26 protein-coding genes are annotated in these 24,331 nt (G+C 67.8%); 14 read left to right on the top strand and 12 right to left on the bottom strand.

The window, feature by feature from the left end:
- Nucleotides 1–5: 5 nt before the first annotated feature.
- Nucleotides 6–3,953 (bottom strand): GH92 family glycosyl hydrolase, encoded by a 3,948-nt coding sequence (locus ACFWUU_RS27605; RefSeq protein WP_380179554.1) that lies wholly within the window; start codon nucleotides 3,951–3,953, stop codon nucleotides 6–8.
- A 259-nt stretch (nucleotides 3,954–4,212) separates the two neighbouring features.
- On the opposite strand from ACFWUU_RS27605, the gene ACFWUU_RS27600 reads away from it, so the two are divergent.
- A complete protein-coding gene (locus tag ACFWUU_RS27600) occupies nucleotides 4,213–5,112 on the top strand; it encodes an NAD(P)-dependent oxidoreductase (protein WP_137255971.1) in 900 nt (299 codons plus the stop codon).
- Nucleotides 5,109–7,307 carry a glycosyltransferase gene (locus tag ACFWUU_RS27595; RefSeq protein WP_380179552.1) on the top strand — a complete coding sequence of 733 codons (2,199 nt, stop codon included), beginning with the start codon at nucleotides 5,109–5,111 and terminating at the stop codon, nucleotides 7,305–7,307. Before ACFWUU_RS27600 ends, ACFWUU_RS27595 begins: the two co-directional genes overlap by 4 nt.
- Here ACFWUU_RS27595 and ACFWUU_RS27590 read toward each other — a convergent pair.
- Nucleotides 7,213–7,680, bottom strand: a complete 468-nt coding sequence (locus ACFWUU_RS27590; protein ID WP_380179550.1) for a GtrA family protein — start codon at nucleotides 7,678–7,680, stop codon at nucleotides 7,213–7,215. The two genes, ACFWUU_RS27595 and ACFWUU_RS27590, sit on opposite strands and share 95 nt — an antisense overlap.
- A gap of 156 nt (nucleotides 7,681–7,836) precedes the next feature.
- Here ACFWUU_RS27590 and ACFWUU_RS27585 point away from each other — a divergent pair, with 156 nt between their 5' ends.
- A complete protein-coding gene (locus tag ACFWUU_RS27585; protein WP_137255973.1) occupies nucleotides 7,837–8,991 on the top strand; it encodes an NAD-dependent epimerase/dehydratase family protein in 1,155 nt (384 codons plus the stop codon).
- Here ACFWUU_RS27585 and ACFWUU_RS27580 read toward each other — a convergent pair.
- Genes ACFWUU_RS27580 through ACFWUU_RS27560 form a run of 5 tightly spaced genes read right to left on the bottom strand, consistent with a single transcriptional unit; the run spans nucleotide 8,981 to nucleotide 13,245 of the window.
- Nucleotides 8,981–9,358, bottom strand: coding sequence for a VOC family protein (locus ACFWUU_RS27580; RefSeq protein WP_380179548.1), 378 nt, complete (start codon nucleotides 9,356–9,358; stop codon nucleotides 8,981–8,983). The genes ACFWUU_RS27585 and ACFWUU_RS27580 overlap by 11 nt on opposite strands.
- A 10-nt stretch (nucleotides 9,359–9,368) precedes the next feature.
- Entirely contained in the window at nucleotides 9,369–10,091 is a 723-nt protein-coding gene (locus ACFWUU_RS27575; protein WP_380179546.1) for a methyltransferase domain-containing protein, read from the bottom strand.
- Between the two features lie 42 nt (nucleotides 10,092–10,133).
- On the bottom strand, nucleotides 10,134–11,135 hold the full coding sequence (locus ACFWUU_RS27570; RefSeq protein ID WP_380179544.1) for an alanine racemase: 1,002 nt from the start codon (nucleotides 11,133–11,135) through the stop codon (nucleotides 10,134–10,136).
- Between the two features lie 4 nt (nucleotides 11,136–11,139).
- Entirely contained in the window at nucleotides 11,140–12,270 is a 1,131-nt protein-coding gene (locus tag ACFWUU_RS27565; RefSeq protein WP_380179542.1) for a lipid II:glycine glycyltransferase FemX, read from the bottom strand.
- 54 nt (nucleotides 12,271–12,324) lie between these two features.
- Nucleotides 12,325–13,245 carry an SDR family NAD(P)-dependent oxidoreductase gene (locus tag ACFWUU_RS27560; RefSeq protein WP_380179540.1) on the bottom strand — a complete coding sequence of 307 codons (921 nt, stop codon included), beginning with the start codon at nucleotides 13,243–13,245 and terminating at the stop codon, nucleotides 12,325–12,327.
- 119 nt (nucleotides 13,246–13,364) lie between these two features.
- On the opposite strand from ACFWUU_RS27560, the gene ACFWUU_RS27555 reads away from it, so the two are divergent.
- The 3 genes from ACFWUU_RS27555 to ACFWUU_RS27545 are packed head-to-tail and all read left to right on the top strand — an operon-like array spanning nucleotide 13,365 to nucleotide 15,887.
- Nucleotides 13,365–13,931 carry a TetR/AcrR family transcriptional regulator gene (locus tag ACFWUU_RS27555; RefSeq protein ID WP_137255978.1) on the top strand — a complete coding sequence of 189 codons (567 nt, stop codon included), beginning with the start codon at nucleotides 13,365–13,367 and terminating at the stop codon, nucleotides 13,929–13,931.
- Nucleotides 13,928–14,647, top strand: a complete 720-nt coding sequence (locus ACFWUU_RS27550) for an SDR family NAD(P)-dependent oxidoreductase (protein WP_380179538.1) — start codon at nucleotides 13,928–13,930, stop codon at nucleotides 14,645–14,647. The genes ACFWUU_RS27555 and ACFWUU_RS27550 overlap by 4 nt, the downstream gene beginning before the upstream one ends.
- Before the next feature lie 31 nt (nucleotides 14,648–14,678).
- Complete coding sequence (locus ACFWUU_RS27545; protein WP_380179536.1) at nucleotides 14,679–15,887, top strand: MFS transporter; 1,209 nt, start codon at nucleotides 14,679–14,681, stop codon at nucleotides 15,885–15,887.
- Here the strand turns inward: ACFWUU_RS27545 and ACFWUU_RS27540 are convergent.
- Nucleotides 15,856–16,389, bottom strand: a complete 534-nt coding sequence (locus tag ACFWUU_RS27540; RefSeq protein WP_380179534.1) for an NUDIX domain-containing protein — start codon at nucleotides 16,387–16,389, stop codon at nucleotides 15,856–15,858. The genes ACFWUU_RS27545 and ACFWUU_RS27540 overlap by 32 nt on opposite strands.
- Before the next feature lie 28 nt (nucleotides 16,390–16,417).
- Here ACFWUU_RS27540 and ACFWUU_RS27535 point away from each other — a divergent pair, with 28 nt between their 5' ends.
- The gene (locus ACFWUU_RS27535; protein ID WP_380179532.1) at nucleotides 16,418–16,918 is read left to right on the top strand and encodes a hypothetical protein; all 501 of its coding nucleotides are present in this window, start codon (nucleotides 16,418–16,420) and stop codon (nucleotides 16,916–16,918) included.
- Here the strand turns inward: ACFWUU_RS27535 and ACFWUU_RS27530 are convergent.
- Nucleotides 16,911–17,714, bottom strand: a complete 804-nt coding sequence (locus ACFWUU_RS27530) for a deoxyribonuclease IV (protein WP_137255983.1) — start codon at nucleotides 17,712–17,714, stop codon at nucleotides 16,911–16,913. The two genes, ACFWUU_RS27535 and ACFWUU_RS27530, sit on opposite strands and share 8 nt — an antisense overlap.
- 30 nt (nucleotides 17,715–17,744) lie before the next feature.
- A complete protein-coding gene (locus ACFWUU_RS27525; protein ID WP_380179530.1) occupies nucleotides 17,745–18,245 on the bottom strand; it encodes an Lrp/AsnC family transcriptional regulator in 501 nt (166 codons plus the stop codon).
- A 94-nt stretch (nucleotides 18,246–18,339) separates the two neighbouring features.
- Between ACFWUU_RS27525 and ACFWUU_RS27520 the strand changes: the two genes are divergently transcribed.
- The 5 genes from ACFWUU_RS27520 (at nucleotide 18,340) to rplI (ending at nucleotide 21,410) form a co-directional block, all read left to right on the top strand.
- The gene (locus ACFWUU_RS27520; RefSeq protein ID WP_380179528.1) at nucleotides 18,340–19,458 is read left to right on the top strand and encodes an MFS transporter; all 1,119 of its coding nucleotides are present in this window, start codon (nucleotides 18,340–18,342) and stop codon (nucleotides 19,456–19,458) included.
- A 197-nt stretch (nucleotides 19,459–19,655) separates the two neighbouring features.
- On the top strand, nucleotides 19,656–19,946 hold the full coding sequence (rpsF, locus tag ACFWUU_RS27515) for a 30S ribosomal protein S6 (RefSeq protein ID WP_130386399.1): 291 nt from the start codon (nucleotides 19,656–19,658) through the stop codon (nucleotides 19,944–19,946).
- Between the two features lie 103 nt (nucleotides 19,947–20,049).
- The gene (locus tag ACFWUU_RS27510; RefSeq protein ID WP_137255986.1) at nucleotides 20,050–20,643 is read left to right on the top strand and encodes a single-stranded DNA-binding protein; all 594 of its coding nucleotides are present in this window, start codon (nucleotides 20,050–20,052) and stop codon (nucleotides 20,641–20,643) included.
- Nucleotides 20,644–20,715: 72 nt separating this feature from the next.
- Complete coding sequence (gene rpsR / locus ACFWUU_RS27505; protein ID WP_012924539.1) at nucleotides 20,716–20,949, top strand: 30S ribosomal protein S18; 234 nt, start codon at nucleotides 20,716–20,718, stop codon at nucleotides 20,947–20,949.
- A gap of 14 nt (nucleotides 20,950–20,963) precedes the next feature.
- Complete coding sequence (gene rplI / locus ACFWUU_RS27500; protein ID WP_137255987.1) at nucleotides 20,964–21,410, top strand: 50S ribosomal protein L9; 447 nt, start codon at nucleotides 20,964–20,966, stop codon at nucleotides 21,408–21,410.
- A gap of 73 nt (nucleotides 21,411–21,483) precedes the next feature.
- Here rplI and ACFWUU_RS27495 read toward each other — a convergent pair whose 3' ends face one another.
- Nucleotides 21,484–21,747, bottom strand: coding sequence for a hypothetical protein (locus ACFWUU_RS27495; protein ID WP_380179526.1), 264 nt, complete (start codon nucleotides 21,745–21,747; stop codon nucleotides 21,484–21,486).
- Complete coding sequence (locus ACFWUU_RS27490) at nucleotides 21,744–23,171, bottom strand: hypothetical protein (protein ID WP_380179524.1); 1,428 nt, start codon at nucleotides 23,169–23,171, stop codon at nucleotides 21,744–21,746. The genes ACFWUU_RS27495 and ACFWUU_RS27490 overlap by 4 nt, the downstream gene beginning before the upstream one ends.
- A 248-nt stretch (nucleotides 23,172–23,419) precedes the next feature.
- Here ACFWUU_RS27490 and ACFWUU_RS27485 point away from each other — a divergent pair, with 248 nt between their 5' ends.
- Nucleotides 23,420–24,037 carry a DUF6668 family protein gene (locus ACFWUU_RS27485; RefSeq protein ID WP_137255990.1) on the top strand — a complete coding sequence of 206 codons (618 nt, stop codon included), beginning with the start codon at nucleotides 23,420–23,422 and terminating at the stop codon, nucleotides 24,035–24,037.
- Nucleotides 24,038–24,052: 15 nt separating this feature from the next.
- The gene (locus tag ACFWUU_RS27480) at nucleotides 24,053–24,328 is read left to right on the top strand and encodes a conjugal transfer protein TrbC (protein ID WP_134106534.1); all 276 of its coding nucleotides are present in this window, start codon (nucleotides 24,053–24,055) and stop codon (nucleotides 24,326–24,328) included.
- Nucleotides 24,329–24,331: the final 3 nt, after the last annotated feature.

The following is a 24,331-nucleotide window of genomic DNA, read 5'->3' as shown; positions in this document are numbered from 1 at the left end:
CGGGATCAGCCCCAGTTGCGGTCGATGGACTGGGACGGGGTCGGGCTCGGCTTCGTCTCGGCGACGCGTTTGTCGGTCGGGTGCGTGCCGGTCTCGACGCCCTTCAGCGTCCCGAGGAGCTCGACCTCGGCGAGCGTGATGCCTTCTGCGCCCGCTGCCGGGGTCAGCACCAGGCGGTACTGCGTGTACGCCTTCGGGGACGCGATGCTGAAGGACCTCGTGTACGACGCCCACGCGAACGTCTCGCCAGTACGGCGATCCACCGTGGACCACGTCGTACCGTCGTTCGAACCCTCCAGCGTCCAGGCGGACGGCGCCGTGCCGGTCGCGCCGCTGGTCAGCGTGTACATGCCGACCGGACGGCCCTGCGGCAGGGCGACCGTGACGGTGGGCTGAGCGCCGGTCAGCGTGACCTGCGTCTTCGAGTCGTTGTCGATCAACGCGGAGACATCAGCGCCACCCGCACCGATCACCGCACCGGTGTCGGACGTCGAGTCGCGCCAGGTCGTCGGGTCCTCGCCGGGCTTGGTGATCGACGGCGGTGCGTCGTTCCGGCCGGTGCCCCACTTGGTCGGCTGGTCGGTCATCTCGAACTCGATCTTGCCGCCGTTCGCGATCAGGTCGTGCGGCAACGCGGTCGACGTCCACGCCTTCCCGTTCACGCGAACGCTCTTGACGTAGATGTTCTTCGACGAGTTCTTCGGCGCGCTGATCACCAGCTTCTTCCCGCTGGTCAGCCGGACCGTCGCCTTGGTGAACAACGGCGAACCGATCGCGTACGTCGGCGAGCCGACCTGCAACGGGTAGAAGCCGAGCGCGCTGAACAGGTACCACGACGACATCTCGCCGTTGTCCTCGTCACCCGGGTACCCCTGCCCGATCTCCGAGCCGGTGTACAACCGCGACAGCACCTCGCGCACCTTCTCCTGCGTCTTCCACGGCTGTCCCGCCACGTCGTACATGTAGGCGATGTGGTGCGACGGCTGATTGCTGTGCCCGTACTGACCCATCCGTACGTCGCGGGCCTCGAGCATCTCGTGGATCGTGCCGCCGTACCCGCCGGTGTGCAGCGCGTCCTCGGGTGTGCTGAAGAACTCGTCCAGCTTCTTCGCCAGCCCGTCGCGGCCGCCGTAGATCGCGGCCAGGCCGGCCCCGTCCTGCGGCGTCGAGAACGCCATGTTCCACGCGTTCGTCTCGGTGTAGTCGTGGCCCCAGTCCTGCGGGTCGAACGTGCTGGGCGAGTTGCCCCAGACACCGTCCGGTCCCTTGCCCTGGAAGAAGCCGACGGTCGGGTCGAACAGCGTGACGTAGTTGCGGGCCCGGTTCAGGAAGTACTTGTAGTTGTCCAGGTACTCCTGCTTGCGCGGGTCGTTCTTCTTCGCCTTGTCGTACAGGGCCTTCGACAGGTTCGCGATGCCGAAGTCGTTGATGTAGCCGTCCATCGACCAGCTGAAGCCTTCACCGGTGGTGTTGGCCGTGTAGCCGTTGAACGTGGACAGGTCCATGCCCTTGCGGCCGACGTTCTGCGACGGCGGTACGACGGACGCGTTCTTGACGGCAGCGTCGTACGCCGCCTGGACGTCGATCCCCTTGACGCCCTTCAGGTACGCGTCCGCGAAGGCGACGTCGGACGACGTACCGACCATCAGGTTCGCGTAGCCCGGTGACGACCAGCGGGAGATCCAGCCGCCGTCCTTGTACTGCTGGACGAATCCGTTGACGAGATCCGCGGCCTCGGGCGCGAACAGCGAGTACGCCGGCCACACCGTCCGGTACGTGTCCCAGAAGCCGTTGTTCACGTACGTCTGCCCGGCGACGATCTTCGAGCCGGTCGTCGTCGGAGTGTCGGTACCCACCTTCGGCGACGTCGGCGACGCGTACGTGATGACCGGCTTCGATGCGGTGCCGGTGTTCTCGGAGCCGTTGTTCGGGTAGAGGAACAACCGGTACAGGTTCGAGTAGAGCGAGGTCAGCTGGTCGGCCGTCGCACCCTCGACCTCGATCGTGCTCAACTTGGCATCCCAGGCAGCCTGCGCGGCGTCCTTGACCTTGTTGAACTTCGATCCGGCCGGCAGCTCGAGCTCGAGGTTCTTCCGGGCCTGGGCGGTGCCGATCAGCGAGGTCGCGATCCGCAACTGCACCTGGGTGGTCTTGGCGTCGAACATGAAGTACCCGCCGACGTCCGCACCGCCGCCGTTCGCAAGCTTGCCGGAGGCAAGGACCTTCTGGTCGACGACGCCGTACACGAACAGCCGGCCGGCGCCGGTGGACAGGCCGCTCTTGATGTCGGTGTACCCGGTGACCACGCCGGTCGCCGGGTCGAGGGTCAGCCCGCCGCTGTTGTTGACGTTGTCGAAGATCAGCGACGCCTTGCCGGCCGGGAAGCTGAACCGCAGCATCGCCGCGTGGTCGGTCGGCGCGATCTCGGCCGCGTTGCCGTTGTCGAACGTGACGCCGTAGTAGTACGGCCGCGCAACCTCGTTGTCGTGACTGAACGCCCACGCCCGCGCCTTGCGGTCCGCGGTCGGGGTGTCGGCGGTCGACGGCATCACCTGGAAGGTCTGCCGGTCACCCATCCACGGGCTGGGCTCGTGGCTGATCGACAACGCCTGCATGGTCGGCTTGTTGTCCTCGTTGTTGCCCTTGGCATAGTCGTACAGCCAGGACGTCGAGCCGGCGTTCGTCACCGGCGTCCAGAAGTTGAAGCCGTGCGGTACGGCGGTCGCCGGGAAGTTGTTGCCCCGCGAGAAACCGCCGGTCGCGTTCGTGCCGCGGGTGGTCAGCGCGAGATCCGACGGGTGCTTGGCCGCGGTCTTCTGCGCCGCGCGGTCCGGGTTGATCGCGGCGGCGATCCGGATGTCGTCGAGCCAGCCGCGGAAGTCGGCCGGGCCGGACGGCTTGTCGTACCCGACCAGGATCCGCTTGATCGTCTTACCCGCGGCCACCTTGCCGAGGTCGGCCTCGACGTTGTTCCACTGGTTCGTGTAGAGCGCCTTCGAGTCGCCCTGACCGCGCGGGCTGAGCGCGAAACCGTGGTGATCCTTGGCCTTGAGGTCGCTCAGGTACGTGCCGTCGTCGAACGCGAGGTCGAGCGCGGCGTACGTGCTCGGGTAGCTGAGGTCACCTTCGACGTGCTCCGGGAAGATCTTGTACGACAGGCGGGTGTCCTTGCCGACCTTCAGGTCGACGTCGGAGATCTTGTTCCACGTGTAGCCGCGGCCGGTGCTCTCCTGGTGTCCGGCGTACCGGAAGGACTTGACTCCGGTGAAGCCGACGCGGGCGCGGGCGTTGTAGGCACTGGTCGGGCCGGAGTCCAGCTGCGACTCGGCCACTGGTCCGGGTGGCGGCAGCGGTGCGCCGTTGGAGAGGTACCAGTCGGCGAGCTGGACGATGTCCTCGCCGTGGTTGAGCGTGACGTCAAGCTTGAAGAACTTGTACGCCGTCTCGTTCGAGAAGCTGTACTCCTTCGTCTGGAACCTGTTCTCGAAGCTCTGACCGGTCTGCGTGTCCAGCGTGGTCCAGGTGGTCCCATCGTTCGAGCCGGAGACCGTCCAGTTCTGCGGGTCGCGGCCGTCGGCGTCGTTCGCCGAGGTCAGCGCGTACTTGCGGATCACCACCGGGGCCGAGGTCTCGTAGACCAGCCAGCCGGTCGGCTCGAACACCAGCCACTTGGTGAACTTGTCACCGTCGGCCGCGTTCGTGGCGATCTCACCGCCACCGGTGTTCTCGCCGTTCGCGGTCACGTTGGTGACCTTGTCCATCTCACTGCCGCCGATTCCCGTCGGCGTCGGGCCGCGCACTCCGTCGGTACGGGGCTTCCCGTCCGGTCCGGTCTCGACGGCGTCGGTGTACCCCGGCTGCGGCTGGCCCGGCTCGAAGGAGGTGAAGAACGAGGACCCGCTCACCACAGGCTGATCAGCCACGGCGGTCGGAGGGACGGCAGCTGACGTCATGGAAGTAGACATTGTCACAACGAGCCCTAGAGACGCGACGAGCCCCAGTGGGCGGCGGAGATCCATACACGCTCCTTGCACAGCCGGCCGGCACGACGGGACGCCCCCGCCCACCGGTATGAGTACGCGGCCCCGATGACAAGGTTGTCAGCCCGCGCCCGGGGTGATCCTGCCCATCATGATCACCCGTGGTCAAGGGTTCGTCGCACACCGTTCGCCCGTGTCCTGCAGTTGGTCTGTGAGCGGTAGGTTGAGGCCCATGGACGAACGTGTGCTGGTCACCGGGGCGGCCGGGTTCATCGGGCGGGCTGTGGTCGCCGCCCTGCGGGAGCGTGGGGTCGCGGTGACCGCTGTGGACCGTGAGCCGCCGGATGCGTCCTGGGACGCGGGCGTGCAGGTGGTAACGGGTGATCTGGCCGAGCAGGAGACCTGTATCGCGGCCTTCGAGACCAGACCGACCGCTGTGGTGCACCTGGCCGCGCTGACCTCGGTGCTGCGCTCGGTCGACGCTCCGATGCAGACCTTCGCGCAGAACGTCACCATCACTCAGGTCCTGCTCGAGCTGGCCCGGGGCAGTGGTGTGGATCGGTTCGTACTCGCGTCGACGAACGCAGTGGTCGGCGACGTGGGTACGTCGACCATCACCGCGGACCTCCCGCTGCGGCCGCTCACGCCGTACGGCGCGACCAAGGCCGCGGGGGAGATGCTGCTGTCGGCGTACTCCGGCAGCTACGGGATGTCGACCGCCGCGCTGCGGTTCACGAACGTCTACGGGCCCGGCATGTCGCACAAGGACAGCTTCGTGCCGCGGATGATGCGTGCTGCGCTCAGTGGGACCGGCGTGAAGGTGTACGGCGACGGGCAGCAGCGGCGGGACCTGGTGTTCATCGACGACGTGGTGAGCGGCGTACTGCTCGCGCTGGAGAGCAGGTACGACGGGCGCGCGATCATCGGCTCCGGACGGTCGGTGTCGGTGCTGGAGATGATCGAGACCGTCCGCGAGGTCACCGGCCGCCCGGTGCCCGCGGAACACATCGACGCGCCGGCGGGCGAGATGCCCGCGGTAGTTGTAGACATCGCCAACGACCTTGGCTACAAGCCGACGGTCACGCTGGAAGAGGGCCTGGCGCGGACGTGGGAATACTTCAAACTGCAGTGAGGAAGCACTGGCTACTGGCCATCTTCCTGTTCTTCGGTGTCGTACTGCGGGTGCTCGCGGTCATCGCCTACCGGCCGGCGATCGTCTACACCGACTCCGTGCAGTACCTGACCAACATGGGGAAGCTGAGCCCTGACCAGCTCAACCCCATCGGCTACGACTTCGTGCTCGGCCCGCTGGTCTGGATCGGCGGGCTGACCTTCGTAGTGATCGTGCAGCACCTCGTCGGACTGCTCCTGGGCGTAGCGATCTACGCACTGGCCCGCAGGCTCACCGTCTACCGCTGGCTGGCGGCGGTGGCCGCCGCACCCATCCTGCTCGACGCCTACCAGGTGCAGATCGAGCAGAACATCATGGCCGAGACCACGTTCGACGTGATCCTGGTAGCGATCCTCTGGCTGCTCCTCGGCCGTGTGCCCGGCTGGAAGCGCGCCGCCGTCGTCGGCGTACTCATCGGCGCCGCCTTCACGGTCCGCGCGATCGGCATGGTCCTGCTGATCGCAGTGGTGCTCTACCTGGTCGTGGTCGGCAACGGCTGGCGCAAGCGCCGCATGGACGTCGTACGCCGTACTGCGGCAGCTATAGCCGGATTCGCCATCGTCTTCGCCGCGTACGTCGGCTACTACCGCGCCGACACCGGCCGCTGGGGTTTCACCGGCGCCGAGAACCAGATCCTGTACGGGCGGACCGCAACGGTCGCCAACTGCGCCAAGCTCCCGCTCAATGAGGGCACGCGGCTCTTCTGCCCCAAGGAGCCGCTGGGGGAGCGCCTCGGCGTGGACAAATACGCCCACAACCATTACGGCGACCCGAACTGGCCCGGACCCCTTCCACCCGGTACGACGAAGCGCCAGCTGGCCACCGAGTTCGCGCATCTGGTCATCAGGCATCAGCCGCTCGACGTGACGTGGGCCGCGCTGAAGGACTTCGCGAAGGGTTTCGCGCCGACACGGACCAGCTCGCCGAACGATGTACCGCTGAACCGCTGGCAGTTCCAGCTGACCTATCCGAACCTCAGTGACCCCAACACCGCGAAGGCAGCGGTGAAATGGGGCGGGTCGGAGCCACACGTCAGCCACGTACCTGCGGTCATTCTGCGCGCGTACCAACTGCACGGCGGCTACACGTCCGGCACGCTCCTAGCCCTCTATGCGCTGATCGCCCTGGCTGCAGTAGCCGGCCTGGGACGAGCGAAGACATCAGGTCTCCGCTCAGCCGCACTGCTGCCGGTGGCAGCTGGTGTGATCCTCTTGCTCGGGTCAGCGGCGTTTGAGTTCTCCTGGCGTTACCAGCTGCCCGGACTGATCTTCTTCCCGCTCGCAGGCGCCATCGGACTGCGTGCGATCCTCGGCAAGGACCAGGCCCGCCCGGCGATGGCGGACTACCCGGACACCGTCGATTCCCTTGCAGTAAAGGACTTCGGCAAGCAGGAATTCGCACCGGTCGTCGTGGTCATCGCGGCGTACAACGAGGCCGGCGGGATCGGCCAGGTGCTCACCAACATGCCGCGTACCTGCGCCGGCCTGCCCGTCGACGTACTCGTCGTGGTGGACGGCTCCACCGACAACACCGCCGAGATCGCCCGTGAGCATGGGGCTTTCGTGTGTGTTGCCCCGAGCAACCGTGGTCAGGGCGCCGCGCTACGGCTCGGGTACAACCTCGCAGCCGAAGGCGGAGCGGAGTACGTCGTCACGACCGATGCGGACGGTCAGTACGACAACAGCGAGCTCGAGGTACTGCTGGAGCCGATCCTGACCGACCGGGCCGACTTCGTCACCGGTTCGCGCCGGCTCGGAGCGGAGGACGCGGACAGCCGGCTGCGCTGGGTCGGCGTACGGGTGTTCGCCGTACTCGCGTCGATTCTGACCCGGCGCAAGCTGACCGACACATCGTTCGGGTTCCGCGCGATGCGGGCCGAGTTGGCGACGGCTGTGACGCTGCGCGAACCGCAGTACCAGTCGTCGGAGTTGCTGCTCGGTGCGCTGGCCATCGGCGCCCGCGTGGTCGAGCTGCCGATGACGATGCGCCGGCGGGGCGACGGGAGCAGCAAGAAGGGCCCGGGCCTCGTGTACGGCGCCAACTACGGGCGGGTGATGACGACTACGTGGTTACGGGAGTACGTGCTTCGACGCTCTCGGCGGCGGGCGCAGGCTTGGCGAACACCAGCCGGTCGAACAGCACGAACTTCACGATGAACAGGATCGCGTACGTCGCGAGGTAGGAGCCGGAGACCAGCAGCGTCTTCCAGGCGTGTGATTCGATCGGCTGGACCAGATGGTCGGTGACCGAGGTGACCACCGCGGCGGTGACCGCGGAGCCGATCACGATGATTGTGTACGGCAACTTCTGCCCGCTGCGGCCCCAGGTGTAGCGGCGGTTCAGCACGTAGTTCGGGACGGCGCCGGCGAACCAGGCGACGACGGTCGCGACGATCGCCGCAGTACCGAACCAGTAACACAGAGCGAACGCCAACTGGCTGACCACGGTTGCGACCACGGAGGATGCCGAGTATCTCGCCCACAGCAACAAACGGCCGCGGGAGAGTCCGGTCTTGGTGATAGCGCGCATCGGGGCCTATTCTGCACCCGCGCAGCGCCCGAGAGCACTCCGGCGGGAATTCTCAGCCGATTGCCAGCGAATAGATGACCCCCGTCACGTTACTGGAGCGGGTACTCGGGATAGGAAGGACTGTGACGACGTTCCCCGACGGAAGGCGGCCGAGCCGTGCGCGTACTCGTCCTGGGCGGTGACGGCTACCTGGGGTGGCCGACGGCACTGCACCTCTCCGACCGCGGCCACGACACGGCCGTTCTCGACAACATGGCCCGCCGCGGGTACGACCGCGAGCTGGGCGTCCAGAGCCTGGTCCCGATCGAGGACCTCGAGACCCGGGCGGCAGCCTGGGAAGAGGTCTCCGGCAAGCGGATGCCGACGTACGTCGGTGATCTGCTCGACGCCGAGTTCGTCTACCGGGTGCTGACCGAGTTCGAGCCGGACGCGATCGTGCACTTCGCCGAGCAGCGGGCCGCGCCGTACTCGATGATCGACCGCGAACACGCTGTGTACACGCAGCACAACAACGTGGTCGGCACGCTGAACCTGATGTACGCGATCGCCGAGACCAACCCGGACATCCACCTGGTCAAGCTCGGCACGATGGGCGAGTACGGCACGCCGAACATCGACATCGAGGAAGGCTGGCTGGAGGTCGAGCACAACGGGCGCAAGGACCGGATGCTCTACCCGAAGAAGCCCGGCTCGTTCTACCACCTGTCCAAGGTGCACGACTCGCACAACCTCGAGTTCGGCTGCCGGATCTGGGGGATGCGCGTCACCGACCTCAACCAGGGCGTGGTGTACGGGCAGCAGACCGACCAGACCGTGCAGGACGCGCGGCTGGCGACCCGGTTCGACTACGACGCCGTGTTCGGCACCGTGCTCAATCGGTTCTGCATCCAGGCGGTGCTCGGTGAGCCGCTGACCGTCTACGGGTCAGGCGGTCAGACGCGAGGCTTCCTCGACATCCGGGACACCGTCGAGTGCATCCGGCTCGCGGTGGAGAACCCGGCCGACGCCGGCGAGTTCCGGGTCTTCAACCAGATGACCGAGAGCTACTCGGTCTCGCAGCTCGCCGATCTGGTCGCCGAGTGCTTCCCCGGCCCGGTCCAGGTCGAGCACCTGGAGAACCCGCGCGTCGAGCAGGCCGAGCACTACTACAACGTGAAGCACACCGGCCTGGTCGGCCTCGGCCTCCAGCCCCACCTGCTCTCGGAAACCCTGATCGAGTCCATGTTCGACATCGTCTCCGCCAACAAAGACCGCGTCGACCCAGCCGCCCTGCTCCCAACAGTCCGCTGGCAGGGCCACCTCAAGCAGTAGCTACGAAGAAGCAGAAGATGTGGCCGACCGGATCGGCGTACACCCGCACGTCGGGCTGCGGCTGAAACTCCATCAGCCGCGCCCCGGCGGCCACGGCACGCTCATGCGCCGACTCCAGGTCGCTCACCAGGAAGTCGAGATGCACCTGCATCTGCTGCTGATCGGCGGAGCTCGGCCAGGTCGGGGTCCGGTACTCCGGCTCGCCCTGGAACGACAACTGCGTCGAGCCGTCAGGGCCGATCGCGACGGCCCAGCCCTCCTCATCGGTGCCTAGCTGCCAGCCCAGCAACCGGCAGTAGAACCGAGCCAGCTCCCGGGGATCCGGCGCGTCCAGCACGACGCCCTTCAACGGAATCGTCTCGTTCATACCCGGCACGCTAGCGGCGGGCACCGACAAGCAGCGTGGGGATCGCGGCCAAGAAGCGGTCTCGGCGGGAGCGGGTGGATTGTTCGGTGAGCCAGGTGTCGGCGTCTTGCTTGGTGATCAGGGACTGGTCGACGGCGGCGGTGGCGGCTGCTTTCAGTTGTGGCGCCATCTGTTTGTGGTCGGTGATGACCTCCGTGTGTACGGCGACCTCGACGTCGTGGAACTTGGCGTCGAGGAGGGCGTCGCGGAGGTCTCGGACCGCGCGCGGCGACACCGTGTGCGACTCGAGGCCGAGGCGGATGACGTCGGTCAGGTCCTGGTCGGAGCTGGTGATCATCACGAAGCCGTAGTCCTGCCCGCCGACCACGATCCGGCCCCCGGGACGCAGAACCCGATGGGCCTCGGCGATGGTCGGGGCCGGGTCCTCGAGCAGGTGGAACAGCCGCATCGCGCGGTACCCGTCCATCGACCCGGTCTCCAGCGGCAGGTCGTCCGAATGTGCCACGTGAAACATTGCCCCGGGCACCCGGTCCCGCGCGGCCTCGACCGCGTCCGGATCGGCGTCGATCCCGGTCACCTTCAGGCCCTTCCGGGTCAGCTCCGCCACCGCATGCCCCGCGCCGCAGGCGACATCGACACAGGTCCCGCCCCGCTTCAGCCCCAGCAGCCGGTACGACGCCGCGCGCAGCTCGGCCGCACCGGGCCGTTCCTCGATCCGCTCCAGAAAGCTCATGACCTTACGCTGCAACTTCAGGTCCACCTGAAGTCAACAGTGTCAGTCCATCGACACCTTGTCGAACGTGGTCGTGGTGTAGCGGACGTCGAGGTCGACCTCGTCGCCGACCGCCGGCGGTGCTACCGACGACGGCAGGAACAGCATGCTGGCCTGCATGTGCGGCGGCTCGGCGAACCAGCGCTGCTTGCCCTCGATGCTGAACGGCGACAACGCCATCCCGGCCGCGTCCAGGCTGCCCTTCGCCATCGCGATCGCGCGCTGCCGGACGCTCGCCGCCGCGGTCGGCGCCTCCAGCCCGACGCCGTGCGCCGTACCGCCGGAGACGATCAGGATGTGACCGTCGCCGCTGACCCGGCGCTGCCGGTACCCGACCCGCTCACCGCGGCGGACCGAATGTACGTCGAGAACCGTCGCCCGGACCGTCAGCGCGCCCCGGTCACCGAGCCACAGCCCGGTGCCCATCCGGAGCTTCACGTCCGGACCGATGTCGGCCAGCTTCTGCGCCGGCACGTGCGACACCCACAGCGTGCCCTTGCGTACGTCGAGCGCCGCCTTCGCCAGCTGCTGGGCCTCCCGCAGGTTGGCCGACGTACCGCCGGCGCCCATCGGGAAGTGCAGCGACCAGCCCTCGAAGCGGATCCGGTCGAGCGCGTTCAGCAGCATCGTGTGCCGCAGCTCGCGGGCCCCGATGCCGTGGCGGCGCATCGAGGTCATCACCTCGATCAGCACCCGGCTACCGGCCGGGATCGAGACCAGGTCGGCCAGCCGGCTGACGGTGTGGATCACGTTCCTGCTCTGCGGCACCTCGAGGAACGGCCGCCACGGCGACAGTACGACGACGTCCTCGCGCGGGTCCGACGGGACCTCGAAGTACGTCCCGACCGCGACCGTCCGCGCGCCGAGCGCACGGGCCTCGGCCAGCAGCCGGTGGTTCCCGAACCCGTACCCGTTGCCCTTGGCGACCGGAACGATGTCGGGGTTCCACGTGGAACGCAGGTGTTCACGCCATCGATCGGAATCGACGTGCAGGACTAGGGGCATGGTGTCAACGCCGTCTCATGTAGAGGTCGAATGCGGTGTAGAGCGCCTTGTTCAACGGCAGATCCCACTCACCGACGTACTCGACGGCCTCGCCGCCGGTCCCGGTCTTGAACTGGATCAACCCGACGTGCGGGTCGTTCGGGTCCAAGGTGTCGGTGATGCCCCGTAGGTCGTACACGGACGCGCCCGCCGCGAGCGCGTCCGTCATCATGCGCCACTGGACCGCGTTCGATCCACGCACGTCTCGCTTGGCGGTCGAGCTGGCACCGTAGGAGTACCAGGAATGTCCGCCGACCCGGACCCAGATCGTCGATGCGACCAGGTCGCCCTCGTGATGGGCGTTGTAGATCCGGAAGTCACAGCAGCCGGACGGCTGGTTCGCCATCGCGGCGTACATCTTCTCGAAGTACGGCAGCGGCCGCGGGGTGAAGTGGTCGCGCTGCGCGGTCTCGACGTACAGCCCGTGGAACGCCTTGATGTCCTCCGGGCCGCCCTGCGTCACCTCGACGCCGGCCTTGTCCGCCTTCTTGATGTTGCGCCGCCACAGCTGGTTCATACCCTTCAGCAGGTCGTCCTGGCTGCGGCCGCCCAGCGGCACCTGGAAGACGTACTGCGGTTGCCCGGCCGCGAAACCCTCCGCGACCCGCGGCGCCTTCCAGCCCAGTTTGCGCAGCTGCTCGGTGACGGTCGCGCCGGACGGCTCGATCACGTCCGGGCGGACGTCGCCGAGCTTCGGCTGCTGACCGCCGGCGATGGCGTCCTTGATCGTCTTCGCGGTCCAGCGCCGGGTCGCGATCGGCGGACCCATCCGGATGCCGAACGCGCCGCGCTCCTGCAGGTGCGCGGCCAGCGGACGCAGGTAGCTGCCGAGGTCGATCGCGTCCCAGTCGATCACCGGGCCTTCGGGCAGATAGGCGAGGTACCGCTTCACCTTCGGCATCTGCCGGTAGAGCACCAGCCCGACGCCGACGAGCTCCGCCGGGTTGGCCGGGTCGAACCAACCGAGTGACTCCGCCTTCCACTCACTCTTCACCGCCGCCCACCCCGGGGTCTGCAGAAAGCTCGCCGCCGGCTGCGCCGCGATGTACGCGGCATGCTCGTCGGCCGAGATGGTCCGAATGCTGAAGTCACTCACGGGGGGTCAGAGTACCGGCCCAGCTGCTGCAACCCCAGCTGAGCCGGTTTCTGATCAAACCTGTGTGAGCAGCTTCTCGGAGACGTCCCACAACCGAGTGGCCGACTCCGGATCCAGTGCGTACGGCGCGACCCCGTCCCGCTCGCCCGCGACGTTGGGGAGCGCCTCCTGGTTGTCCTCGAAGTACCTGCCTGTCACGCCCTGGATGAGAGGGGAGGCGGCCAGCAGGACGGACGTCGCCGCACCCTGCTCCACCGTCTTCCAGCGGTACTGCGCCCACCCCGCCTGCATCTCCTCCGGGACGTGCCGCTGGAGAGCGGTCCGGATCCCGCCGGGCATCAGCGCGTTGGTGACGATCCCGTCGGCGGCCCAGCGCTTGGCGGCCTCGACTGCGAACAGGATGTTGGCGGTCTTCGACTGCCCGTACGCCGCCCACGGCTCGTACGTACGGTGCTCGAAGTGGAGGTCGTCCAGGTGCACATCCGACTGCAGGTGCGCGCTCGAGCTGACCGAGACGACCCGGGCATCGCCGGCCGCGACGAGTGCGTCGTGCAGGCCGAGGGAGAGGCCGAAGTGGCCGAGGTGGTTGGTAGCGAACTGGTGCTCCCAGCCTTGCGGCGTGCGGTTCAACGGCTCGGCCATCACGCCGGCGTTGTTGACCAGGATGTGCAGCGGGCCGGTCCAGCTGTCGACGAAGGCGCCTACCGACGCCGGGTCGGCGAGCTCGATCGGAGCGACGAACACATGGTTGTTGCCGGTGCTCTCGATGATCTCCGCGGCGACGCGTTCGCCGGCCGCGGTGTTCCGTACGGCGAGCGTCACCTCGGCGCCCGCTCCGGCGAGGGCACGGACGGTCTCGACGCCGATCCCGGACGCGCCACCGGTGACGACCGCGCGGCGGCCGCTGAGGTCGACGCCGGAGATCACCTCGGCCGCGGTCGACTCATATCCGAAGGGAGTGGTGAATCTGCTCATCAGTGCCAGTCCTGTTCTGCGAGCTAGGCTTAACCGGAGGAGCCTCCGGTAACTCCAGTTAAGCGGAGGTGCCTCCGGTTATCAAGGTCCGCTAAGTTTGACGCCCGAGGGGAGGGGACATGAGTGCTACCGGTGAGCGCCCGCTGCGTGCGGACGCCCTGCGCAATCGCGGTCAGATCCTCGACGCCGCGGCGCGTTCGTTCTCGAAATGCGGGCTGGAGGCGACGCTCGAGGGCATCGCGAAGGACGCCGGCGTCGGCATCGGCACCTTGTACCGGCACTTCCCGACCCGGGAGGCGTTGATCGAGGCGGCGTACCGCAGTGAGCTCGCCGCGGTCTGCGATGCCGCGTCGGAGCTGCTCGCGAAGCTCCCGCCCGCCGAAGCGCTGCGGGCGTGGATGGATCGCTTCATCGACTACATGTCTCGCAAGATGGGGATGGCCGATGCCTTGCGAGCGGTGATCGCGTCCGGAGCGGATCCGTACGCGCAGAGCCGCGACCTGCTCGTCGGCGCGATCACGCCGATCCTCGAGGCCGGTGCCGCCGCCGGCGATCTGCGCTCCGATATCACCGCTGACGACGTACTGATCAGCCTCAGTGGAGTGGGGCTGGCCGCGGCCGACCGCCGCGAGCAGGCGGATCGGCTCCTCAACCTGCTCATCGACGGCATGCGGTACGGCGCGTGACCCGCAAGGTGGCGCTGGTCACCGGGTCGGCGTCCGGCATCGGCGCGGCCACGGTACGGCGGCTGGCTGCGGACGGGATGACCGTCGCGGTGCACTCGCGATCCAGCTACCAGGCCGGTAAGGCGCTGGCTGCCGAGCTGGGTGGCTCGTACCACCAGGCTGACCTGTCCGACGATGCAGCTGCGCAAGCGTTGGTGCCGGAAGTCGTGAGTGAGCACGGGCGTCTCGACGTACTCGTGAACAACGCCGGCATCAGCTGGCCCGTCCCGCACGCATCACTCGACGGCCTCACTGCAGACGACTGGCGACGACTGCTCGACGTCAACCTGATCGCGCCGTGGTTGTTGTGTACGGCGGCCCTCCCGGCGCTGCGCGAATCCGGCGGATCGATCGTCAACGTGACCAGCCACGCCGGCGTCCGTCCGAAGGGCAGCTCGATCGCGTACGCCGCCTCGAAGGCTGCGCTGAATCATGTGACCAAGCTGCTGGCGGCGGCGCTGGGACCAGATGTTCGCGTCAATGCAGTCGCGCCTGGTCTCGTCGACACACCGCTTACCGAGTCGTGGACCGATGCACAGGAGCTGTGGAAAACCGCGAGCCCGATGCGTCGCGCAGCGCAGCCCGCGGACGTAGCGGACCTGATCTCCGCAGTTATCCACAACGGCTACCTGACCGGTGAAGTCATCCTGCTCGACGGCGGCCTGAACCTGCGCTGATTCTGTCGGCGGCTGCTTCTACGATCGCGGGATGTCTTTGGGTCGGGACTTCCGTCGGTTATGGGTTGCGTTCACGGTCAGCGCATTCGGATCGGCGGTGGGCCTCGGCGCGCTGCCGTTGGTCGCGGTCATCGTGCTGGACTCGAGCACGCTCCAGGTCTCGATGCTCGCGGCGTTGTCGGCGTTGGCAGGTGCCGCGATCGCCTTGCCGATGGGGGATTTCATCGAGCAGCGGCGGAAGCGGCCGGTGATGATCGCGGCGGACCTGGCGCGGTTCGCGGCGCTTGTCTCGGTGCCGGTCGCGGCGGCGTTCGGCGTACTGACGTTTGCGCAGCTGTGTGTCGCGGGGGTGTTGCAGGCGGCCGGGACGATCGCGTTCCAGGCTGCCAGTGGCGCGCATCTGAAGGCGTTGGTCCCGGCGGCCGGCCGGGCCGAGGCGAACAGCCGGTTCGAGCAGACGAACTGGCTCTCGTTGAGTGTCGGCCCGGTGATCGGCGGCGGGCTCGTCAGCCTGGTCGGGGCGACCATCACGCTCGCGGTCGACGCGGTGTCGTTCCTCGGTTCCGCGATCGGGATCCGGCGGATCCAGCAGCCCGAGCCGGAGCCGGTCAAGCGCGAGGGCAAGGTGGACATCACCGCCGGCTGGCGATACATCCTGCAGCATCGCGGACTGCGAGCCTTGTTCTGGAACTCGCAGCTCTTCGGCGGACCGGTGATGATGACGGCGCCGTTGCTGGCTGTCTTCATGCTGCGGGACCTCGGGCTGGCGGCGTGGAGCTACGGGGTGATGCTGGGCGTCTCCTGCATCGGCGGGGTGATCGGCGCGCGGATGGCGCCGAGGCTGACCCGGCGGTACGGGCTGCACTGGATGCTGCTGGTCTTCGGCGTACTGCGGGCGCCGTGGCTGCTGCTGTTCCCGCTGGCGCCGCACGGGATGGGCGGGTTCGTGGTGCTGACCGTGGCGGAGACGGCCCTGCTCGTTGGCGCGGGTGCGTTCAACCCGTCGTTCGCGACGTACCGGATGGAGCAGACCGAGGACGGGTTCATGTCGCGCGTGGTGGGGTCGTGGTCGATCAGCTCGCGCTGCGTGCAGCCGGTGTTCATCGCGCTGGGCGGTGTGCTCGCGACGGCGATCGGGATGCGGGGCGCGCTGTGGGTCGCGGGGATCAGTTGCACGCTGAGCGCCCTACTGCTGCCGTGGCGCTCGGCTAAACCAGCTGTCGTGCCTGAGCCAGCCTGACGATCGGGCCCATCACGCCGCCGGGCTGGCCGTCGAGGTAGTCGGCGGCCTCGTCCGGCGGCAGCACCAGCACCTCGGTGACCTGCTCGCCGTCCTCGGGGTTCGTCGGCTCCTGCTCAATGACGACGTCGGCGACGAAGTTCGCCCAGTACGACACCGGATGCGGCAGATGCGGACGGTACGGCGCGGGCCGGCGGTGGTCGGCGCGGTGGGCGCCGAGCCAGGTCAGCGGGCCGGTCAACCGCGCGCCGGCTTCCTCGAGCAACTCGCGCTCGACGAGCTGCTCGATCGTCTCGTCGGGCTCGCGGGTGCCGCCGGGCAGGAACCGCCAGCCGATGTCGTTGCCGCAGACAACGATTCCGCCGGTGGTCCGGCAGACGACGTGGACGTTGCTGATCAGTTCGTCGGGCGGTTCGTCGACGGTGAACCGGACATCGAGGTCGCCCCACTCCCAGTAACCGGGTGCGAACAGTTCGGGGAACTCCTCTGCCCAGGCCTGCATAGCCTCATTCTGCGCTACCGTCGCACGCATGGCGCACCCCGACCCCGAGCCCGAGTCCACCCCGGGCCCCGACACCGAGCCTGCCGCGGCAGCTGAGGCCGATGCGGAGGCTGAGGCAGAGGCGAAGGTCGAGGAGAGTCCTGAGGAGAAGCAGCAGCGGACGATCATCCGCTTCCTGTGGTCCTGTTCCTGGCTGACTGTGTTGACCGGTGTGTTCCTGCTCTCCGGGGTGCTCCAGACCTACAAGACCTACAGCGCGCTCTCCTGGCTCGGCGCAGTCGTCGCCGTCCTGTGCCTGGTCGCGCTGATCGCGGCGTACGTCGCCTGCGCCCGCGGCAAGCTCACCCTGCGGACCCGCCTGCTCGGCCCCTTCGACCTGTTCCAGCTGAGCACCCTGGTCATGGTCGTTGCCGTGATCTGCGGCCTTCTCATCCCGTCGAGCAACACCGCCGCGCTGGCGCTGCTGCTCCCGTGGGCCCTGACCTACTGGATGTACGGCCTGGACCGGACGAAGACGCCCACTACTTGAGGTGTGCCCGCAGGTAGTCCAGGTCGGCCTTCTGCCCGTTGTTCGCGTTCGGGGTCTCGACGACGACCGGCGCGCCGGCTGCCTGCACGACCGCGACGATGTCGGCCGGGTCGATATGACCCTCCTCGAAGTTGCTGTGCCGGTCCGCGCCCGAGCCGAACTCGTCGCGTGATCCGTTCGCGTGCACCAGGTCGATCCGCCCGGTGATCGCCTTCACCTTCTCGACGATCGTCGGCAGCTCCTCACCGGCCGCGTGGAAGTGGCAGGTGTCCAGGCAGAACCCGACGTTCTCCAGCCGGTCGTTGCCCGAGGCCTGCACCGCCTCCCAGAGCCGCGCGATCCGGTCCAGCTGCCGGGCCATCGCGTTCTCCCCGCCGGCCGTGTTCTCGATCAGCAGCGGCACCGGCAGCTCGGCCCGCTCGATGCACTTGCGCCAGTTGTCGAACCCGGCCTCCGGGTCGTCCTCGTCGCCGACGTGCCCGCCGTGCACGATCACGCCCTTGACGTCGATCTCGGCCGCCTTGTCCAGCGTCTGCTGCAACAGCTTCCGGCTCGGGATCCGGATCCGGTTGTTCGTGTTCGCGACGTTCAACCGGTACGGCGCGTGCACGTACAGGTCCACGCCTGCGGCGGCGGCGCGGGTCTTCAGCGCCTCCTCGCCATCGGCGTACGCGAGCTTCGGCGCCTTGTAGTCCTGCGGGTTCCCCAGGAAGAACTGCACCAGGTCGGCACCCCGATCGGCAGCCTCCGCCAACGGGTCTTCCTGCTCCACATGTGCACCGAGCTTCACAGTCATGACCCCACCCTAGAACTCTCCACGGACAGTTCAGGAACCCCATCCTGCCGACCGGGTCACGGTCCGCCCGGCGTCGCTCGGCGGCTGGACCGGGCGGCCTTCGAACTCCGTGGACAGGACGATGTGGGTGTTCATCTCGCCGTGTTCGCCGAGGCGTTCGAAGAGCCCCTCGAGGTGCTGCATAGAGGTGACGCGGACGCGCAGCATCGAGCAGGAGTTGCCGCTGAGCTTGTGGACCTCCAGTACTTCGGGGAAGTCCTCGGCGCGGGTGGTCTTCAGCAGACACCGACCGGTCGTGCAGCGCATCTGGACGAACGCCGACAACGGCTGTCCGGCCCGGCCCGGGTCGACCTCGGCGCGGTAGCCCTTGATCACGCCGGCCTCTTCCAGGCGGCGTACCCGATCCGCGACGGCAGGTGGGGAGAGGTTGACCCGCTTGCCGAGCTGGTTGAAGGACAGGCGGCCGTCGGACTGCAGTGCGGCCAGGATCTGCCAGTCGGTGGAGTCGAGTTCGCGCTCCTGAAAGGTCATCTCCCCAGAACACCTTCGATGTCGGTCCTCCACAAGGGCAGACGCCTTTCTTCGAGCATTCAGCGCGGCGCGCGGCCTTTCTACCGTTGTAGGCATGCTGATCCCGGTCGTTGTTGCTGCCGCCCTGATGAACGCCGCCATGGTCGCTGCCAGTGCGGTCAGCGCCATCCTGATCGCCGACGACCTCGGTCCGGCCCTGGCCGGCCTCCCCAACACCGCTGGTGTCCTCGGCACAGCCGCCGGCGCCATGGCAGTCGGCCGCTGGACAGCCAGACTCGGACGAGCCCAGGCCCTCCGCACCGGGTACGGCGTGGGCGTCGCCGGGGGAGCGTCGACCGTCCTCGCGGCCGTCGGCGGACCGGTCGCGCTGCTCTTCGTAGGCATGTTCCTGCTGGGCGTCGGGAACGCAGCGAGTCTCCTGTCCCGCTACGCCGCCGCCGACGCCGCACCACCTGATCGACGCTCCCAGGCCATGAGCACAGTCATCTGGGCCAGCACGATCGGTGCCGCGGGCGGACCGTTCCTGATGGCGCCGTCCCAGTCGTTCGCATCGGGCTTCGGTCTCCCGGCGATCGCAGGTCCGTTCCTCCTTGCCCTCGCTGCAGTCTTCTCGGCACTGGTCGCGTCGACGTACATCCGGCGTACCAGGTCGACCGACGCGCCTCAGGTCCGTCGAGTGGCCGGCGGTCACTCAGTACTACTGGCGGCTGGCGTCATGGTGGTCGGCCAGGTGGTGATGGTGTCCGTGATGACAGCAGTCCCCGTCCACACCCACCTGCACCACGACGGACTCGGGCTGCTGGGAGTCATGCTGTCTATCCACACCCTGGGGATGTTCGCCTTGTCCCCGCTGACCGGTTGGTGCATCGACCGCTTCGGGCCTCGCGTAGTCAGCCTGGCCGGACTGGTCGGGTTGCTGGCGGCCGCAGTACTCGTCACTCGGACCGGACTGGTTTTCACACCGGCGTTGTTCCTGCTCGGCTACGCGTGGAACCTCTGCTACCTCGGCGGCAGCGCCCAGTTGGGTTCGGCCGAGCTGGAGAGCCGCGTGGAGTCGTCGATCTGGACCGTTTCCGCGCTCGCCACCGCGGCGTCGCCGTGGCTGTTCACGCTCGGCGGGTTCCCCGTGCTGGCGATGATCTCGGTGATTCTCGCCGTACCGTTGCTCGTGCTGGTGCTCCGTCGCGGTGAGCGCATCGTCGTACCGCGGTGACTCAGAGTCATCACAACAGGCCTGTGGATATGGTCAATAGGCCATCCGGACGCTGGTATTCTTTTGGATGTGGCCCGGTCCTCGACCGGGCTCATTGCTTGGCGTCGGCGGCAATTGCCGGCGGTGAGCACAATCGCATCGCCCTCCTGCCACGGAGAGACCGTGGCCGCCAAGTCCGAAGGAGGTGGAGTTCGCGCATGCGTCGTTATGAAGTCATGGTGATCCTCGACCCGGAGCTCGATGAGCGCACCGTGGAGCCGTCCATCGACCAGTACCTGAACATCGTCCGCAAGGAAGGTGGCACGGTCGAGAAGCTCGACATCTGGGGTCGTCGCAAGCTTGCCTATGACGTGAAGAAGAAGTCCGAAGGCATCTATGCCGTCGTCGACCTGACCGCCGAGCCGGCGGTGGTGAAGGAGCTCGACCGTCAGCTCACGCTGAACGAGTCGATCCTGCGCACCAAGGTCATCCGGCCGGACCAGCACTGAGCCTAGGGTCGTCAGCAGCCTCGGTACTGTCGGCACGGGCCGGTACCAATAGCTGTAGACATAGCTGTAGACACAGCCACACCCGATAGCAGGAGGAACGGCAATGGCAGGCGAACCACCTATCACCCTGATCGGTAACCTCACGGGTGATCCGGAACTGCGCTTCACGCCCTCGGGCGCTGCGGTAGCCAATTTCACCGTCGCGTGCACTCCGCGGACGCTGGACCGGCAATCGAACGAGTGGAAGGACGGGGAAACCCTCTTCATCTCGTGCGCGGTGTGGCGTCAGGTTGCCGAGAATGTTGCCGAGTCCCTGACCCGGGGTTCCCGGGTCGTCGTCACCGGCCGCCTCAAGGCGCGCAGCTACGACGACCGCGACGGGAACAAGCGCACCGTCTTCGAGTGTGATGTCGAAGAGATCGGCGCGAGCATGCGCTACGCGACGCTGAAGATCTCCAAGACCTCGCGTTCCGACGGCGGTGGCGGCGGTTTCGGTGGTGGCGGTGGTGGCGGCCAGCAGTTCGGTGGCGGCGGCAACCAGGGAGGTGGCAACCAGGGCGGCGGCTACGGCGGCGGTCAGGGTGGCCAGCAGAACGACCCCTGGGCAACCCCGCAAGGCGGTGGCGGTCAGTCCGCCCCGCAGAACGACCCCTGGGCCAGCCAGGGCGGCGGCTCGATGGAGGAGCCCCCGTTCTGATCGGCCCGCAAACCCGTTAGGGACCATTCCGGCACTCGTGCCGGGCTCTGGAAATAGGAAGAGAGCACCACAATGGCCAAGATCATTCGGAAGCCGAAGAAGAAGGTCTGCGGCTTCTGCAAGGACAAGGCGACGTACGTCGATTACAAGGACACCGCGCTGCTGCGCAAGTTCATCTCGGACCGCGGCAAGATCCGCGCCCGCCGGGTGACCGGGAACTGCGTGCAGCACCAGCGCGATGTCGCGACCGCTATCAAGAACGCTCGTGAGGTGGCCCTGCTGCCGTACACGAGCACCGCTCGCTGAGGGAGGCGCGGACCATGAAGCTCATCCTGTCTCAGGAGGTCGAGGGCCTCGGGGCTCCCGGCGACATCGTCGAGGTGAAGGACGGCTACGGCCGTAACTACCTGGTTCCGCGCGGCCTGGCCATCGGCTGGACCCGCGGCGCCGAGAAGCAGATCCAGACGATCAAGCGGGCGCGTGACGCCCGGGCGATCCAGGGCAAGGAGCACGCGAGCGAGGTCAAGAACCAGCTCGAGCAGCTCAACGTGACCCTGGCCGTCAAGGCCGGCGACACCGGCCGCCTGTTCGGTTCGGTCACCCCGGCAGACATCGCCACGGCGATCAAGTCCGCCGGCGGCCCGCTGGTCGAGAAGCGCGCGATCGCGATCGCGTCGCCGATCAAGACCACCGGCAAGCACCAGGTCGCGGTTCAGCTGCACCCGGAGGTGGCCGCCACGGTCCGCCTCGAGGTTGCCGCTAACTGACCACAGCACCACCACGAAGGCCCGCGTTCCCGGAAGGGAGCGCGGGCCTTCTGTTTCAGTAGACGGCTGTGTTTCAGCCGGGTAGGTCCTGGACGGTCGGCCACTCGACCGGGCCGGGCTCCGACGAGCTGTCGCTCGTGTCGTCCGGCTTGGCCACCGCGGGCCACTCGGCCGGCGCGGGCTGCGCCGCCTCGCCGTCGTTGTCGTCGGGCAGCGCCACCGTCGGCCACTCGGTCGGCGCCGGTTCGTTGTCATCGGCAAACACTTGGGCGGACGGCAGCAGCAGTACGCCGACCGCCATCAGCGTCAGCACGGACCGACGCAGTAACCGACTCATCGTGGGGCCGGGTTCAGCGCGTAGAGGACCGAGTCGAAGACGACGATCGCGTGGTTACCGGCGATGCCCCACGGGCGGGTCGGCGCCGGGTCCAGCGGGTGCTGCGGCCGGCCCGGGGTGACGGCGTACATCTTGCTGCCCATCGTGCCGTAGATCAGCGTGCCGGTGATCGACAGCGGGTGGAAGTCCTGCAGCATGACGATCCGCGGCTTGGCCAGGTTGATCAGGCACTCACCCCAGGCCGCCATCTTGCGGTTCGGATCCGGCACCCAGTCCCAGGACTGGACGTCGGATGACGACGAAGGCTGGCAGACCGCGACGACCTTGCCGCTCGCGGTCGAGTGCACGGTCGGGATCACCTTCTCGGGATCCTTGGTCGGCCAGATCGCCAGCGCGTAGTCCGGGCTGGCAGCCAGCACCTGCTGGGGCTTGTCGGCGATCGCGCCACCCGGCTTCTGCGGGACGATCGTCTGCAACGGCTTGTCCGGCGCGCTCCAGAAGAACGGCCCCTTGAACTGCGAGATCAGCGCGCGATCGCCTTCGGCGAGCAGGATCGTCGACAGGCGCGGCTGGTTCGGTACGGCCTTGAGCTCGCCGCCCGACATCACCATCGCTCCGCCGGTGCCGCTCAGCGTGATCAGCGGCGACTTGCCGAAGAACTGCACCTTGGCGCCGTCGGGGAGCCCGACCTTCTTCGCCTCGGCACCGCCGCCGGCCCAGTAGAACAAGGTGTCCTGCGTTGCGATCGCGACCACCAGCTTGCCGTCGATCGTCGTGTAGACAGGGCTCTCCGCGTCCTTCGGCACCTGGTCCTGCCACAACACCTTGCCGTTGGCATCGAAGACGGCGATCTTGTCGTCCGTCGTCAGGATCGCGACCTCGGTGCCGTCGGGTTTGATCGCGGGCGACGTGCCCGCGGCGATGTTGACCGTCCAGCCGGCGTGCGTGGTGAAGCCAGGCGGCACGTTGCCCGGCGAGAACTCGTCCGAACGGACCGACGGACCGGGCAGGGACGGCAGCAGCGGTGACGCGGTGACGGTCGGCTTCTTGTGCAGGTTGGGTTTGATCACCGCCACGAACACGATCGTGCCGATGACCAGGACGCAGCCCACCACCATCGCCACGATGATCGGCCAGATCGGCTTCTGCCCGCCGTTGCGGCCGCGACCGGAGTCGGCCTCGATCGCCTCGACCTGTCCGTCGGGGTGGATGATCAGCGGCCAGGAGGCACCGTCGGACTCCACCGCGGTCGCCTTCACCGCACGGCCGAGCTGTGCGGCCCGCTCGCTGACGAGCTGGATCGCGGCCTGCCGCGGGTCGTGATGATTGACCGGGTGGCTGCGCCCGGCGATCTTCACCTCGGCGTTGTGGTCGTCGTAAAGCCGGATCGTTACTTTCGGCCAGGACGGGATCTTGTCAGCCACGATGACCTCTCATTCCCGCCACAGATCTCCCTCGCTCATCCGACTACGACGTCCTCGTTCTAGCATGTCCCCCGCACGAGGCATGCCAGGGATTCCGGGCAGGCAGAAACCACACGAGCCCGCCGGCTCGACTGACCCCGACAAGGGGGTAGAAACATCCTCGCCTGTGGATGGGTCACGAACGTACACCCGGAAAGCGAGAGAATACTGTGGGCGACAGCCTGTGACGCACCGCGAGAGGAGGGGCCATGACGCAGAACCCGTGGACACGAGAGCAGTCTCCGGGTCCGCAGCAGCCGTCGCCGGCCCAGACTCAGCCGGACATCACCCCTCGGGGGCCGTCCGCCCCGCAGCACGGGGTGCCGGCGCCCGCGGAGGATCAGCGCCTGCCCAAGTTCGCGATCCCGGTCGCGGACACGTTGTGGTGGGTCGGCGTGCACGGCGGCGCCGGCGAGTCCACGATGTCTCTGCTGCTGCCGGGCACCCGGGCGGCCAACCACCGTTGGCCGATCCCGCCGCCGCCGGTGCCGACCCCGGTGATCCTGGTCGCGCGGACCCACGGGTCCGGGCTGCGTGCCGCGCAACGAGCCGCGATCGAGTGGGCCTCGGGTGTCGTCCAGGGAGTTGCCGTGCTCGGCCTGGTGCTGATCGCGGACGCTCCGGGCCGACTGCCCCGCGTGCTCGACGACTTCGCCGACATCGTCGGCGGAGGTGTTCCGAGAGTCTGGGACATCCCCTGGATCGAGGAGTGGCGCAGAGGGGAGGCTCCCACGCCTGACAACACCCCGGACGAGGTCTTCGAAGTCCTTGAATCCATCTACGCTCTTCGCGCGTCAAACCCAGCGGACTACCCCGCCCCGTACTGAAAGGTATTCACAACCATGATGTTGGTACACCACGTGGTCATGGAGCTCAACACCATGACCCTCCCGCTCGACGCGCCTCCCGGCGTACAGCCCGGCCTGGACAAGGTGCTCGGCTGGGTCAAGTGGATCGCGTACTCCGTCTGCACGCTCGGCATCCTGATCGCCGGCGGCATGATGGCCGTCGGTCAGCGCCGCGGTGAAGGTGGCGAGCACGCCGCCCGCCTCGGTTGGGTCCTGGCGGCCTGCATCGTGATCGGTGCGGCGACGGCACTCGTCGACGCCCTGAAGTGATCG

Origin of the sequence: Kribbella sp. NPDC058693 (genome assembly GCF_042715335.1) — a bacterium.
Taxonomy (GTDB): domain Bacteria; phylum Actinomycetota; class Actinomycetes; order Propionibacteriales; family Kribbellaceae; genus Kribbella; species Kribbella jiaozuonensis.
Note: the sequence above shows the minus strand (reverse complement) of the source record. Positions and strands in the feature narration are given on the sequence as shown.

Excerpts from the sequence above, each read along its gene's own strand:
- ACFWUU_RS27605 (WP_380179554.1), bottom strand. The coding sequence starts at position 3,953 with ATGACGTCAGCTGCCGTCCCTCCGACCGCCGTGGCTGATCAGCCTGTG.
- ACFWUU_RS27600 (WP_137255971.1), top strand. The coding sequence starts at position 4,213 with ATGGACGAACGTGTGCTGGTCACCGGGGCGGCCGGGTTCATCGGGCGG.
- ACFWUU_RS27590 (WP_380179550.1), bottom strand. The coding sequence starts at position 7,680 with ATGCGCGCTATCACCAAGACCGGACTCTCCCGCGGCCGTTTGTTGCTG.
- ACFWUU_RS27580 (WP_380179548.1), bottom strand. The coding sequence starts at position 9,358 with ATGAACGAGACGATTCCGTTGAAGGGCGTCGTGCTGGACGCGCCGGAT.
- ACFWUU_RS27575 (WP_380179546.1), bottom strand. The coding sequence starts at position 10,091 with ATGAGCTTTCTGGAGCGGATCGAGGAACGGCCCGGTGCGGCCGAGCTG.
- ACFWUU_RS27570 (WP_380179544.1), bottom strand. The coding sequence starts at position 11,135 with ATGCCCCTAGTCCTGCACGTCGATTCCGATCGATGGCGTGAACACCTG.
- ACFWUU_RS27560 (WP_380179540.1), bottom strand. The coding sequence starts at position 13,245 with ATGAGCAGATTCACCACTCCCTTCGGATATGAGTCGACCGCGGCCGAG.
- ACFWUU_RS27555 (WP_137255978.1), top strand. The coding sequence starts at position 13,365 with ATGAGTGCTACCGGTGAGCGCCCGCTGCGTGCGGACGCCCTGCGCAAT.
- ACFWUU_RS27545 (WP_380179536.1), top strand. The coding sequence starts at position 14,679 with ATGTCTTTGGGTCGGGACTTCCGTCGGTTATGGGTTGCGTTCACGGTC.
- ACFWUU_RS27540 (WP_380179534.1), bottom strand. The coding sequence starts at position 16,389 with ATGCAGGCCTGGGCAGAGGAGTTCCCCGAACTGTTCGCACCCGGTTAC.
- ACFWUU_RS27535 (WP_380179532.1), top strand. The coding sequence starts at position 16,418 with ATGGCGCACCCCGACCCCGAGCCCGAGTCCACCCCGGGCCCCGACACC.
- ACFWUU_RS27530 (WP_137255983.1), bottom strand. The coding sequence starts at position 17,714 with ATGACTGTGAAGCTCGGTGCACATGTGGAGCAGGAAGACCCGTTGGCG.
- ACFWUU_RS27525 (WP_380179530.1), bottom strand. The coding sequence starts at position 18,245 with ATGACCTTTCAGGAGCGCGAACTCGACTCCACCGACTGGCAGATCCTG.
- ACFWUU_RS27520 (WP_380179528.1), top strand. The coding sequence starts at position 18,340 with ATGCTGATCCCGGTCGTTGTTGCTGCCGCCCTGATGAACGCCGCCATG.
- rpsF (WP_130386399.1), top strand. The coding sequence starts at position 19,656 with ATGCGTCGTTATGAAGTCATGGTGATCCTCGACCCGGAGCTCGATGAG.
- ACFWUU_RS27510 (WP_137255986.1), top strand. The coding sequence starts at position 20,050 with ATGGCAGGCGAACCACCTATCACCCTGATCGGTAACCTCACGGGTGAT.
- rpsR (WP_012924539.1), top strand. The coding sequence starts at position 20,716 with ATGGCCAAGATCATTCGGAAGCCGAAGAAGAAGGTCTGCGGCTTCTGC.
- rplI (WP_137255987.1), top strand. The coding sequence starts at position 20,964 with ATGAAGCTCATCCTGTCTCAGGAGGTCGAGGGCCTCGGGGCTCCCGGC.
- ACFWUU_RS27495 (WP_380179526.1), bottom strand. The coding sequence starts at position 21,747 with ATGAGTCGGTTACTGCGTCGGTCCGTGCTGACGCTGATGGCGGTCGGC.
- ACFWUU_RS27485 (WP_137255990.1), top strand. The coding sequence starts at position 23,420 with ATGACGCAGAACCCGTGGACACGAGAGCAGTCTCCGGGTCCGCAGCAG.
- ACFWUU_RS27480 (WP_134106534.1), top strand. The coding sequence starts at position 24,053 with ATGATGTTGGTACACCACGTGGTCATGGAGCTCAACACCATGACCCTC.